This is a genomic window from bacterium (assembly GCA_020440705.1).
Lineage (GTDB): Bacteria > Krumholzibacteriota > Krumholzibacteriia > LZORAL124-64-63 > LZORAL124-64-63 > JAGRNP01.
Map to the genome: position 1 here is coordinate 52,675 of JAGRNP010000006.1, position 13,598 is coordinate 66,272.

Annotated in this window: 8 protein-coding genes; 5 read left to right on the forward strand and 3 right to left on the reverse strand. The window is 71.8% G+C overall.

The features are described 5' to 3' along the window. The first annotated feature begins 62 nt into the window (after positions 1–62). The 3 genes from KDM41_02165 (at position 63) to KDM41_02175 (ending at position 6,595) form a co-directional block, all read left to right on the forward strand. Complete coding sequence (locus KDM41_02165; protein MCB1182208.1) at positions 63–3,479, forward strand: S8 family serine peptidase; 3,417 nt, start codon at positions 63–65, stop codon at positions 3,477–3,479. Between the two features lie 120 nt (positions 3,480–3,599). Further along, positions 3,600–5,015, forward strand: coding sequence for a sulfatase (locus tag KDM41_02170; protein ID MCB1182209.1), 1,416 nt, complete (start codon positions 3,600–3,602; stop codon positions 5,013–5,015). Further along, the gene (locus tag KDM41_02175; GenBank protein ID MCB1182210.1) at positions 5,012–6,595 is read left to right on the forward strand and encodes a CRTAC1 family protein; all 1,584 of its coding nucleotides are present in this window, start codon (positions 5,012–5,014) and stop codon (positions 6,593–6,595) included. Before KDM41_02170 ends, KDM41_02175 begins: the two co-directional genes overlap by 4 nt. Here KDM41_02175 and KDM41_02180 read toward each other — a convergent pair. Next, positions 6,541–7,791 (reverse strand): response regulator, encoded by a 1,251-nt coding sequence (locus tag KDM41_02180; GenBank protein ID MCB1182211.1) that lies wholly within the window; start codon positions 7,789–7,791, stop codon positions 6,541–6,543. The genes KDM41_02175 and KDM41_02180 overlap by 55 nt on opposite strands. Before the next feature lie 195 nt (positions 7,792–7,986). Between KDM41_02180 and KDM41_02185 the strand changes: the two genes are divergently transcribed. After that, entirely contained in the window at positions 7,987–10,728 is a 2,742-nt protein-coding gene (locus KDM41_02185; protein ID MCB1182212.1) for a hypothetical protein, read from the forward strand. Between the two features lie 81 nt (positions 10,729–10,809). Here KDM41_02185 and KDM41_02190 read toward each other — a convergent pair whose 3' ends face one another. Next, positions 10,810–11,262, reverse strand: a complete 453-nt coding sequence (locus KDM41_02190; GenBank protein MCB1182213.1) for a hypothetical protein — start codon at positions 11,260–11,262, stop codon at positions 10,810–10,812. A 117-nt stretch (positions 11,263–11,379) separates the two neighbouring features. Continuing rightward, positions 11,380–12,312 (reverse strand): patatin-like phospholipase family protein, encoded by a 933-nt coding sequence (locus KDM41_02195; protein ID MCB1182214.1) that lies wholly within the window; start codon positions 12,310–12,312, stop codon positions 11,380–11,382. A 133-nt stretch (positions 12,313–12,445) separates the two neighbouring features. Here KDM41_02195 and KDM41_02200 point away from each other — a divergent pair, with 133 nt between their 5' ends. Next, positions 12,446–13,384 carry a hypothetical protein gene (locus KDM41_02200; GenBank protein ID MCB1182215.1) on the forward strand — a complete coding sequence of 313 codons (939 nt, stop codon included), beginning with the start codon at positions 12,446–12,448 and terminating at the stop codon, positions 13,382–13,384. Positions 13,385–13,598: the final 214 nt, after the last annotated feature.

Consider the following 13,598-nt stretch of genomic DNA (forward strand, 5'->3'; position numbering starts at 1 on the left):
TTGCTACACTGACTTGTCCTCACGATTGATCAAGCATCATCAGCCCCGACGAGGTGACCACATTGAAGACCACGCTTGCCCGCAGCGCCGTCCTGACGGCGGTGCTCCTCTTCGCCTTCGCCCTGGCGGCCGCGGCCGCGCCCGCGCCGCAGCCCTTCGCTCCGGTCCAGGGCGGCTATGTCGCCTCCGCCGAGACGGTCCTGCCCTGGGCCCCGGACCGGATCCTCGTCAAGTTCACGCCCGAGGCCCTGGCGTCCTCGCCCCTCGCGGCCAACAAGGGGCGCAAGGACATCGTCGCCAAGTCGACCTCGCTGCCCTCCCTGGACGCCCTGCTGGCCGAAGTCGGCGCCACGGGCATCCGCGCCGCCTTCCGGCAGCCCGCGGCCAAGGCCATGGCCGACGAGCTGGGCACCGGCCGGTGGTTCATGGTCGACCTGGGCGCCGGCGCCGACGTGCCCGCGGTCGCGGCCCGGCTGGCCACCGACCCGGGTCTCGAGTTCGCCCTGCCCGACCTGCGGGCCTTCCCCGCCGTGGCGCCCAACGACCCGCTCTATCCCAACAACTGGGGCCACGACAACACGGCCCAGCTGCCGGACCTCGACTGGGGCGGCACCTACGACCACACCCTGCCGACGACCGTCGGCACGCCCGGCTTCGACACCGACGCCGACCTGGCCTGGAACGGCAGCCAGGGCTTCGGCTCGAGCTCCGTGGTCATCGCGATCCTCGACTCGGGTGTCGAGGCGGGCCACCCCGACCTGAACCAGATGGCCGGCTACGACTTCGGTGACGGCGACAGCAATCCCGACGACAACAGCGCCCAGGCCGGCCACGGCACCGCCTGTGCCGGCGTCGCGGCGGGCATCGCCGACAACGGCGTCGGCGTGGCCGGCGTCGCCGGCGGCTGCACGATCATGCCGGTGAAGGTCGCCGACAGCGGCGGCTCGCTCTTCTTCTCCTACATCGTCGACGGCGTGTACCACGCGGCCGACAACGGCGCCGACATCATCAGCATGAGCTTCGGCGCCTCGACCACCGCCTACGCGCCCATGGACGCGGCCATCACCTACGCCTGGAACGCAGGCGTGACCCTGCTCGCGGCCACCGGCAACAACAACGGCGGGACGATCCACTACCCGGCCTACAACCTGCGCGTCATCGGCGTCGGCGCCGCGTCGCCCTGCGGCGAGCGCAAGCGCTCCTCGAGCAGCAGCGGCGAGGTCAACCCGGGCGTGAGCACCGATCCCAACGGCTACACCTGCGACGGCGAGCGCTGGTGGGGCTCGAACTACGGCGTCAACATCCAGGACCACCAGGGTGCCGTCGACGTCATCGCCCCGACCATCCTGCCGACGACCGACATCCTCGGCGCCGGCGGCTACGATCCGACGAACTACTCGAAGTTCTTCAACGGCACGTCCTGCGCGACCCCGTACGCGGCCGGCGTGTGCGCCCTGATCAAGTCCAAGAACCCCGGCTTCACGCCGACCCAGGTCTGGGACCAGCTCACCGCGACGGCCATGGACGTGGTCAGCGTCGAGTCGGGCGCCGGCTGGGACCGCTACACCGGCTACGGCATGGTGAACGCGTCCGACGCCGTGGGCGGCGGCGTGTCGGCCCCGGTCGCCAACTTCAGCGCCTCGACTGCCTCGGGCTGCCTGCCCCTGCTGGTCGACTTCACCGACCTCTCCACGGGCACCGTCGACACCTGGTCCTGGACCTTCGGCGACGGCGGCACCTCGAGCGCCCCGAGCCCGTCGCACTCCTACACGGCGGCCGGCCTCTACACGGTCTCCCTCACGGTGTCCGGCCCGGGCGGCGCCGACGTCCTGACCCTGACCGACCTGATCCAGGTCGACGGCCCGCCGACCGCGGCGTTCTCGGCCGCCCCGACCACGGTCCTCGTCGGCGACCCCGTGGCCTTCACCGACCTGTCGACCGACGCCACGGCCCGGCTGTGGTCCTTCGGCGACGGGAACACCTCGACCCTCGCGAACCCCAGCCACGCCTACGCGGCGGCGGGTCTGTACACCGTCAGCCTGCTCGTCTCCAACGGCTGCGGCGACGACACCATGACCTCCGTCGACCTGATCAGCGTCGTGGCGCCGGCCATCAACGTGGCCGTCAGCCCCGTCGATCCCGGCATCGGCACCGTCTCGCTGTACTCCCGTCCGGACGGCGCCGGCGATCCGCTCAGCGCCGCCCAGGACTGGGACGGCGTCGTGGGCAACGCCCCCGCCATCGTCGATGCGACCATCAAGGTGGTCCTGACCGACGCCTTCGGGGCGCCGGTCGTGGGCTTCCCCGCGGCCGGGATCACGGTGCAGTCGTCGGCCGGCGGCTGGAACCAGTGCGAGCCCCTGGCCGCCGACGGACCCACCGACGCCAGCGGCACCACGACCATCAGCGGCGCCCTCTTCGCCGGCGGCTCCAGCGCGTCGGGCGAACTGCTGCAGGTGGTCGTCGACGACCCCGCGGTCGGCGCCATCACCTACCCGGGCGGCCTGGCCGGACTCGACTACCGCGTCAACAGCTCGGACATCAACGGCGACCTGGCGGCGAACCTGATCGACGTGCCCCTCTTCGCCACCGCCTTCCACGGCGGGACGTACGTCTACGGCGCCGACTTCTTCTGGACCGGCTCGATCAACCTGACCGACGTCACCCTCATCGCGTCGGGCCTCGGCGCGGTCTGCCCGGCCAAGGTCGCCGCCGACCAGGTCGCCGTCGGCGGCCGCATGGGCGTGCTCTTCGACGACGAGGGCCTGCGCCCGTCCCGGGACCTCGCGCCCGGCCGTCAGGTCGAGGCCTGGGTCGTCCTCGAGGGCGACGCCGCGGCGCGGGGCATCAGCGCCTGCGAGTTCACCCTGCGCGCCAGCGACAACGTGGAGATCCACGCGGTCGAGACGGTCGGCGGCGGGCTCGACCTCGGGTCCGACCGCACGGTCATCGTCGGCTGGGCCGCGCCCCGTGCGGCCACCGGCAACGCGCCGCTGAAGCTCGCCAGGGTGCAGCTCTCGGTCACCGACGAACTGCCGGCCCACCTCTGGCTCGAGGCCGGCCGCGCGGCCGGGCTGGACGAGCCCGCGGTCGTCGTCGACGGCGGGATGCTGCGGGCGGCGCCCGTCTCCGGCGATGTCGCCGACCCGGTGGCCAGCCTGAACGACAAGGACTTCAGCCTCGAGGGCGACACCCCGCTGGTGCGGAAGCTCGCCATGGCCGTCGCGCCGAACCCGTTCAACCCGCGCACCGAGATCCGCTTCGCGCTGCCGGCCGATGGCGACGTCCAGCTGCAGGTCTTCGACGCCCGGGGCACCCTGGTCGCGACCCTGATCGACGGCAGCCTGGGCGCCGGCGAGCACACCGCGGTGTGGAACGGCACCGACCGGCACGGCCGCCACGTGGCCTCCGGGGTCTACTTCTCGAGCCTGCGCACCGACTCCGGTCGCGTCATGCAGAAGATGCTGCTCATGAAGTAGGCTGATCGGGTTTCCGAACGGACGAGCCCCCTGCACTCCGGTGCGGGGGGCTCTTTCGATGGCACAACCCCTTGACCCATCCGGGCACGTCCCGCACCATGCGGCACGGAGGTCTCCGTCATGCCGCACTCCCCGCGCCCCCGCAGCCCCCTGTCCGCCCTGCGGCGCCGGAACCGGGCCACGGTCGTGCTGGCCGCGCTCCTGGCCTGTGCGGTCCCGCTCGCCGGCTGCGAGCGCACGCCGCCGCGGCCGAACATCCTGCTCGTTTCCCTCGACACGACCCGGGCCGACCACCTGTCGGCATACGGCTACGGGCAGCCGACCTCGCCCTTCCTGGCGGAGCTGGCCGCCGAGGGGGCGCTCTTCCGGCGCGCCTACGCCAGTGCTCCGGCCACGGCGCCGTCCCATGCCACCATGTTCACCGCGCTGTCGCCCCTCAGCCACCGCGTCGTGCGCAACGCCGTCACCCTGGGCGAACAGCACGTGACCCTGGCCGAGCGGCTGGCCGGTGCCGGCTACGAGACCGCGGCGGTCGTCAGCTCGTTCGTGCTCAACGCCCGCTTCGGCCTGGCACAGGGGTTCGCCAGCTACGACGACGAGTTCGACCGCGAGGGGGCGTCCGTGTCGTGGCGCCGCTGGGAAGGACTCGAGCTGACCGGTGCCTTCGACCGCCGCGCCGACGTGACCACCGACCGGGCCCTCGCCTGGCTCGCCGCCGGGCGGCGCGATGCCCCGTTCTTCCTCTTCGTCCACTACTTCGACCCCCACGACCCCTACGAGCCGCCGCCGTCGTACCGGGGACGCTTCGCGGGGCCGGCCGACGTGGCCGATGCCGACCGGCGGCGGCAGGTCGCGCTCTACGACGGGGAGATCGCCTTCGTCGACGACCAGCTGCGCCGCCTGTGCGCCGGTCTCGCCGCGATGGGCCTCGCCGACGACACCCTCGTCATCGTGGTCGGCGACCACGGTGAGGGTCTGTGGCAGCGCGGCTACCAGTTCCACGGCGCCCAGATCACCGAGGAGGCGGTGCGCGTGCCGTGGATCGTGCGCTGGCCCGCGGGGATCCGGCCGGGCCGTGAGACGGGCCTGCCGGTGACCATGGCCGACCTGCTGCCGACGGTGTGCGAACTGGTGGGCGTGTCCGCCGGCGATGGTGCCGTGCATGGTCGGAGCCTGGCGTCCTTCCTGCGCGAGGGCGAGGCGCCTCCCGATCGACCCGTGTTCCTGTACCGCATCCCGTACGAGCCCCACGAGGAGTACGGCGTGTGGGTCGACGGCGAGAAGCACGCCGTGCGCTACGGACGCTGGAAGTACCTCGCGTCGGCGACCGAGCACACCACCGAGCTCTACGACCTGAACGCCGATCCCGGCGAGACGCGCGACCTCGGCGCCGTGGAGACCGGCGTGGCGGCCGACATGGCGGGGCTGCTCGACGACTGGCTCGAAGCCGTGACCCGGCCCGACTCGCTGACCATCCGGCCCGAACTCTCGGACACCGATCGGGAGAAGCTGCGCTCCCTGGGCTACGTGCGATGAGGGCGCACCTGCCGGGCGGCATCCGGCCCGCCGCGGCCCTGTTCCTCGTCTGCGCCCTCGCGGGATGCGCCGCGCGCGACGACGCCACGGTCCCGGACCGGCCGCTCTTCCGCACCGTCGAGGCGTCCGGCCTGCCCGCGGTGGGCATCAGTTTCGGCGCCACCTGGGCCGACGTCGACGGCGACACGCGCGCCGACCTCGTGCTCGGACGCCACGGCGGCGGCGTCTCGGTGCGCCTGGCCCGTCCGGGGCTGCGCTTCGCGGCGGTCGACAGCTGCGCCCTGTTCCCCTGCCGCGCGTTCGACATGCACGGTCTGGCCGCCTGCGACTACGACCGCGACGGCATCTGGGAGTTCTACGTGGCGGTGGGCGCGGACCGGGGCACCGGCCAGGGGCCCAACGAACTCTGGGACCGGGCGGGCGACGGCCCCTACCGCAACGTCCTGTCCTCCGACGACCTGCCGGCGGTGCCGCGCGGCCGGGGCCGCGGCGCCATCTGGCTCCCTCTCGACGACGACCCCTGGCCCGAACTCCTGGTTCTCGACTACAACTCGCCGTCGCGGCTCTTCCGCTGGGACGGCCGGGCGTGGTCCGACTGGAGCGACCGCGTGGCGACCTACCTGCGGGGCCGGCCGAGAAACGTCGACCCGCAGGGCGCCCTCGGCCGCTGGAACACCGTGGCCACCGTGGCCGATTTCGACGGCGACGGCCGCCTCGACCTCTTCCTCGCGGGCGACGGCCAGACCCTCTTCCTCGCGGGCCCCGGCGGCACCCTCACCGACGTGACGGTCGCCGCGGGCCTGCCCACCGGCGGCGCGAAGCTGGTGGCCGCGCCCGCCGGCGACGTCGATGGCGACGGCGATCCCGACCTGCTGTACGTGCCGCGTCTCGCCGCCGGCCTCGTCCTCTGGCGGAACGTGAGCACCCCCGGCGCGCCCCGCTTCGCACCCGGGCCGCCCCTCGACGCCCTGTCGCTCGCGCCCGAACGGGATGCGGCGGTCCTGGCCGACCTGGACAACGACGGCCGCCTCGACCTCTACGTCATGCAGCAGGCGTCCGAGACGCAGAACGCCCCCGATCTGCTGGCCCGGGGCGACGGCGCCGGCCGCTTCGACGACATGACCTCGGTGTGGGGGAGTCCGGCCGTGGCGGCCCTGCCCCGGGGCGTGTGGCCCATCGACCCGGACCGCGACGGCGACCTTGACCTCGTCCTCGTGCACGGCAAGGGGGATTTTCCGCAGCGCGCCGGCCTTGTCGTGCTGCGCGCCAACGAGGCGCCGGGCGCCGGGGTGACGCTCGCGTTCGACGGCAGCGGCGGCCCGGCCCACGGCATGGGTGCCCGGGTCGAGCTGCGCGGCCGGCACGGCACGTGGCGGCGCCAGGTCCGGCCGGTGATGGTGCACTGGAACGCGACGGTGCCGCCGCTGCACTTCGGTGTGGGCGAGGACGAGGGTCCGTTCGAGCTCGTGGTGACGTGGCCCGACGGGGCGGTGCGGCAGTTCGAACTGCCGTCCGCCCGCGCCGCCTACCTGGTCTCGGCCGCGACCGGTTCGGCCCTGCAGTTGCCTGCGACCGACTGAGCCGCCCCGGCCGCCGGCAACCCGAGGGTGAAGCGGGCGCCGCCCCCGGCAGGGCTCTCGGCCTCGAGGGTGCCGCCGTGGGCGGTGACGATCTCCCGGCAGATGGCCAGACCCAGTCCCGTGCCCAGCTCGGCGGGCTTCGTGGTGAAGAAGGGATCCCAGATCGACTGGAGGGTCCCGTCGGGAATGCCGGGCCCGTCGTCGGCCACGGTGATGGCGACCCCGTCGCCGTCCGGTCGCGTGGTCACGGTGATGACCCCGCGACCGTCCATGGCCTGGGCCGCGTTGTTGATCAGGTTCACGAAGACCTGCACGATCTGCTGGGGCTGCACCTGGACCTCGCGCCCTGCGAGTCCGAAATCCCGGCGCACCTCGATGCCGTACTTCAGCACGTTCTGGCACAGCAGCAGGGCGTGCTCCACGAGGTCCTCCGGGTCTGCGAGGCTCTTCTCGCCGGGATTCTTGCGCGAGAAGCTCTTCAGCCCGTCGCTGATGGCCACGATGCGGTCCACGCCGGAGCTGATGTCGGCGAGCATGGCCGGGATCTCGTCGGTCAGGTAGGCGAGGTCCTCGCCGTCGCCGAAACCGCGCGCGCGGCAGTCGGCGAGACAGGCCCGCACGTCCGGCCACCACGACTGCAGGGTCTGGAGGTTGCCGGCGACGAAGGACAGGGGGCTCTTGATCTCGTGGGCCAGTCCCGCGCTCATGGTGCCGAGGGTGGCCAGGCGGTCCTGGTGCAGCAGCTGGCGGGCGCGGGCCTCGGCCAGCCGCTCCATCTCGACGGCGTACCGGTCCAGCGCGATGCGCGCCCGCTTCTTCTCCACGGCGTAGCGCAGGGTGCGGGTCAGGAGCGAACCCTGCCGCACCTCCTGCTTCACCAGGTAGTCGTCGGCGCCGAGGTGCATGGCGGCCATGGCCAGGCTCTCGTCGTCGCAGCCGGTGAAGACCACGAGCGGCACCTCGCGGTCCACCTCGCGGACCCGCGTCACGGTTTCCACGCCGGTCGACTCGGGCAGGGTCAGATCGAGGATCACGACGTCGACGGCCTGATCGCGCAGGTGGGCGGTGGCCGCGGTCAGGTTGTCGCAGGCGTGCAGGCTGAAGGCGGCATGGGGATCGTCCCGGAGCATGGCCGAGACGACCTGGCGGGCGGTGGCGCTGTCCTCGATCAGCAGGACCCGGATCTTGGTGTCCATGCCTGGCAACTCCCGTAGAGGCGATGGGAACGGGTGCGAACCCGTCCCCGGGTATCGGCACATGGGAAGTTCCGTTAAAGGGATACTTATTGTCAAAATCGTGCCGCAGGACAAGATGGTTCGATTCGGCCGGCCAATGGGGTAGAATGGCTCGGAACCGGAACCGGAACTGGAACCGGACCAAGGGGGAACATCATGCGCAGATCTCTGCTTGTCTTCGTGGCGGTCGTGTTGGCGGCAGCCACCGCCCGTGCGGACATCGGCGACCCGGACCGTCTGGCCGCCTACACCGACGCCGCCTGGACGCGTGCGGTCACCACCAACGCCACAGCACCTGACACCGTCACCATCCATTTCGTGCTCGAGGGACCCAGCCGCGGCGGCGACATCGCGAGCCTGCGCCAGACCTTCGCCTTCGGATCGCTGAAGCTGCTCGCCGTGTCGCGCGGCCACGTGGAACAGCCCTACCCGTTCGTCGACTACCACGAAATGATCATCGAGGGTGAGGATGCGATCCCCATCGTCGACCGCACGGAGGTCTTCACCATGACCTTCGAAGTGCCCGACACGGGCGCTCACGTGCTGTCCGGCTCCGGGGCCGACTGCACGATAGTGGGCGAAACCGACACCTACACCCTCCATTGGCCCTACCAGACGTCGGCCGTGGCCTGGATCAACCCGCCGCCGCCGCAACTGCACTTCACGGTGACTTCGTACTTCGCCGGCGAGATCCTCGTCGGGGTCGAGTCCCAGAATAACCTCTCGCTCGTCAACACCGGCGGGCCTTCGTTCGCCGCGCCCGCTTTCGTTTCGTCGAGCGGGGCCTTCCGCATCGACGACCTGGACGACCTGGCCATGATCAGCCCGGGCAGGAACCGCGCGATCCGGATCCGTTTCACGCCGCCCACCGTGGGTCTGCACGAGGCATCCCTCGACGTGGGCGACGCCTCGCTCGCGATGGCCGGCCTGGGGCGCGGCGCCGAGTATCTCCTGTCCCGACCCGACACGCTGATGCTGCCGCCGGGTCTCGTGGGCCAGATCCGCACCGCCGCGCTCCCGGTGTTCAACGAGGGGCGTGATCCGGTGCCCCTCGTCACGTCCCCGCTGACGTGCGGCGATTTCACGGTGACTCCGATCGACGCCCCGGCGTCGCTCATGCCGGGGCAGTGGGCCTCGTTCTCCGTCCGCTATACGGTCCGCGACTCGGTCACGAACTTCTGCGCCTTCGACGTGGCGGCGCCGCCCGCCGCCGGGGCCGGCACCTTCGTCGCCGTCGGGTCCGCGCGCGAACCGAACTTCCTGGTCACCGTGTCGACGGACACCCTTGATTTCGACCCGGCGGAGGTCGGCTCGACGTCGTCGGCGTCGGTGACGGTGCGGAATTCCGGCGACTTCCCCGCCCGGATCGTGCCGGTCATCGCGCCGGCGGGCGAGCCTTTCCAGTACCTGGGGGCGCCGGAGTTCGACCTGGCCCCCGGCCAGGGCGTCACCCTCCACCTGCGCTGCGGCGGCACCACCCCCGGCGAGTTCGCGGCGGTGCTCGAACTGGGCGAGGACTGCCCCGCCGTGGTCCTGCGCGGCTCCGTCGTGGAGCGCCTCTACGCCCTGGAGGTCGACCCGCCCGTCCTCGAGTTCACCGATACGACGCCCGGCACCGAGTCCACCCGGACCTTTACGATGCGCAACACCGGTGCAGCGCCCCTGACCCTGGAGATGCGCTGTCCGGACCCGCAGGTCAGCGTCCCGACCGGGAGTGAGCCCATCGCCCCCGGCGAGGTGCTCGCGGTGACGGTCGGGTTCGTGCCCGCCGAGTACGGCTACTACGAGTTCACGTCACGCCTCGTGCACGAGCTCGACGTGATGCTCCCCGGCCGCGTCTGGCCCCGATTCGATTTCGGTCCGGACGAGAACCGGGTCGCCCTGCACTTCGATCCCGACTTCGCCACCGACGAGATCACCATCGAGCCGGTGCCGCAGGTCGTGCCCGCCCACCTCGTCCTGCACGCGCCGTCCGACGCCCTGGGCGTGCTCGGCTGGGAGTGCCGGCTGGGCCTGCCCGCCGGCGTGACCCTCGCCGGCTGGGACACCTACGGCGACGTCATCAACGCCAGCGACCCGCCCGAGTTCACCGTGGGCCTCGCCTCCCCGCTGCCCCAGGCGGCGAACGTGCCCCTGGCCACGTTCTACCTGCTGGCCTGGGACGTCGCACGCGATGAGCTGCCCCTGTCCCTGCTGCCGAAGTCGGTGCCGTCCCTGATCGGCCTGATGGCCTGGGCGCCGGGTTCGGACGTGGAGAACCTGACCGCCATGCTGCCGGCGAGCGGCGACTCGGTCGTGGCGCGCATCCGCGTGCGCAACGCCGTGGCGATCGCGTTGCCCACGCCCCGCGTGGAGGCCGGTCCGGACGGGGTGAGGCTGACCTGGCCCAATGGGGCCGGACCCGACGGCGGCTACCACGTGTGGCGCCGCGTCGGCGACGGCCCCGCCCGGCGCCTGACCGCGACGGTGCTCACGGCCGATGGCCCCGAGATCGTGTGGTTCGACGCGACCCCCGGCCGCCGGCCCGACGCCCTGACGACCTACGCCTATGCCCTGGTGGTGGCCGGTCGCGAACTGGGGCGCAGCCCCGAGGCCGGCCTCGACGCCGGAGATCTGCCCCAGGTCACGCGCCTGCTGCCCAATGTGCCGAATCCATTCAACCCGAGCACCGCGATCCGTTTCGAGGTGGCGCGCATGGGGCCGGTGGAGGTGGCCGTGTACGACCTGGCGGGACGGCGCGTGCGCACCCTCGTCGCGGCCGAGATGGCGCCCGGGGCCTACGCGCCTCTGTGGGATGGCCGCGACGACGGGGCCCGCCCGGTGCCGAGCGGCGCCTACATGGTGCGGCTGATGACGCCCGACGGAGTGGACCGGCGCAAGGTGACGCTGCTGAAGTAGGGGGGAGGGCCCGGACGCCGGGATCGGGTCCGAGGACCCGACCCCGAGAGACGTGATTCGGCGTCCGGCTTCGACCGGGTGCTACGGCGTGACGAAACTGCCGCAGATCTCGGTGAAGTTCGTGTCATGCTGGAAATCCCGCGACACGTCGCCGCCGACGGGGCCGAGGTCGATGCGCCAGGAATGATCCGTCGGCGGCGAGTCGCAGGATCCGCTGCCGTCGTGATCGGCATAGAAGTCGATGCAGTAGGACACGTTCTTCTCCAGCAGACCATTCCAGGTGAAGGCGAAGTTGCCGTCGACGGGCACGACGATCTCGCCGTGCACGGCGACCGCATCCGTGTCGTCGCGGACCACCATCACATGCAGGAGCTGGCTGGCGTGCGGCAGCACTGTTCCGGTGAGTACCAGGTCGTAGGGGCCGTCGTCGGCCGCCGGGGTCGTCGGATCGTCATCGTCACAGGCGGTCACGGTCAGCAGGAGGATGAACGGCACCCAGCAGAAGATTCTGGAATTGCGCAGGCGATTCGGCATGGCGGTTCTCCCGGTTTGCGGTCGTGGGGCGAAGGGGACCACCGGGAATCTAGATGAGAATGAGATTTGATATCAGTGACTTTGTCACCCAACTGCCAGATCGCCGCGCCCGGCCGCCTACCCCAGCCGCAGCACCTTCCGCGCCATCACCTTGCCGCGATACGCCAGGCTGCTGCGCCAGCGGATCAGCTTCTGCAGCCGGGGCAGGGCCTCGCGGGTGGCGGCGTAGCCCCGGGCCCGGCACGCCTCGCCGGCGCCGAAGTCGGCCCAGTGGAATTCCGTCACGGCGGGCCGGATCACGAAGTCGGCCTGGGCGCAGACGAAGGCGTTCAGCCTCTGGCGGGCGATGGTGTTGCTGCGCAGGATCATGTCCAGCCCGGTGGCGAAGTGGGTCTCCTCGAAGGCGGGGATGTCCACGGCGATGACGAGGTTCGCACCCATGTCCTGGCAGGCCTCGACGGGCACCCGGTAGGGGCCGCCCCCGTCGCACACCATGCGGCCGTCCTTCTCGATGGGCGGGAACACGGCGGGAATGGCGCTGCTGGCGTAGATCCCGTCCACGAGCGGGCCGTCGCTGTAGATCACGCCCTCGCCGGAGATCAGGTCCAGGGCCATGGCCGCGAAGGGGATCTGCAGGTCGGAGAACCGGATGGGCCCGAAGAGTTCGGTCAGCGGCCCGCGCAGCTTGCTCTCCGGCTGCATGGACGGCCGGGTGACCGTCTTGACCGCGATCAGCTTGCGCTGCATGTAGTCGAAGATGCCGGCCAGGCGGCTCTGGGGATCGCGCGCCTCGTTCTCGTCGCGCGGCACGAAGGGCGCCCAGTACGAGGCGAACTCCTCGTTGCCCACGTAGGCGCCCAGGCGCTCCCAGACCCGCGCCGGATCCGGGTCGTGGGCGTACAGGCCGCCCACGATGGAGCCCATGCTGGTGCCGGCGACCACGTCGGCGCGGATGCCCGCCTCCTCGAGGGCCTCGAGCACTCCGGCGTGGGCGAGGCCGCGGGCGCCGCCGCTGCCGAGCGCCAGCCCGATCTTCATGCCACTGGACATCGGATCCCACCTTGTGTAGCGTTTCCGCGATCAAAACGGGTCCAGCATAACAAACGTGCCGCGGCCCACCAAACGAGACTTTGCAACCCGTGCGGCCGCCGCCCGCCGCCCGCCGCCTGGAGATGTCCGGACCATGCCCGACGCCCACGATTCCCCGGCCACGTCGCCCTTCGTCATGGAGCGCCTCCTGCGCGACGCCTACCGGCGCGAGAAGCGCGAGGAATGGGCCAATGCCGACGACGGTGTGCCGGCCGGCGCCGCCGTCCCGGCCGACGATCCCGTCGAGACGGCCCAGGAGCTCGCCTACCAGGCCTACGAGAGCGACGACGCGGACGCGGCCCGGGCGCTGGTGGAGCGGGCCCTCGGCCACGATCCCGCCTGCGTCGACGCGCTGACGATCCGGGCCTTCCTGGAGAGCGAGGACGCCGGCACCCTCATCGAGGCCCTCGAGCAGGCGCTCGCGGTGGGGGAGGAGGTCCTCGGCGAGGAGTTCTTCGCCGAGCACATGGGCGGCTTCTGGCCGCTGGTGCAGGCGCGTCCCTACCTGCGGGCCGTCAAGCAGCTGGCCGAGGTGCTCTGGAACGTGGGGCGGCGCTTCGACGCCGTGGCCCAGTACGAGTCCCTGCTCGATCTCGACCCCGAGGACAACATGGGCAACATGGCCCTGCTGCTGGGCTACTACCTGGCCATGGGCGAGGTGCAGCGGGCCTGGGACCTGCTCGAGGAGCACCAGGACGAGGACAACACCGTCTGCGCGTGGAGCTGGGTGCTGCTCTTCCTGCAGACCGGCGACGAGGAGGCCGCTCTCGACGCCCTGCGGCACGCCGTCGGCCTGAACGCCCACGTGGCGCCGCTGCTGGTGGGGCTGGCCGACGTGCCCGACGCCGAGTTGCCCGCCTTCTTCGTCGCCGGCAGCCGCGAGGAGGCCGTCTCGACCCTGGAGATCGTCGGCGAGGGCTTCTCGCGCGTGTCCGAGGTGCAGCTCTGGCTCTACAACGCGCTGATCGCCGTGGGCGCCATCGACCCGGAACCGGACGACGACGCGCCCGGCGCCGCCCGGGTCGGTCTCTAGCCGGCCGGTCCCCGCCCCGGCCCCGGTCGCCCGACCGGGGCCCCTTTGTCCCCGCGGCCTCCCTGTGGTATCTTCAAGGGGCCCCCGACAGCCGTGCCCGACAGCATCGCCGCGAGGTTCCTTATGCGCCGTTATCGCCCCCTCCTGCTCGTTCTGGTCGCCGTCTGCGCCGTGGGCGCCGCCCGCGCGGCGCGCTCGACGACGTGCCGGTCGG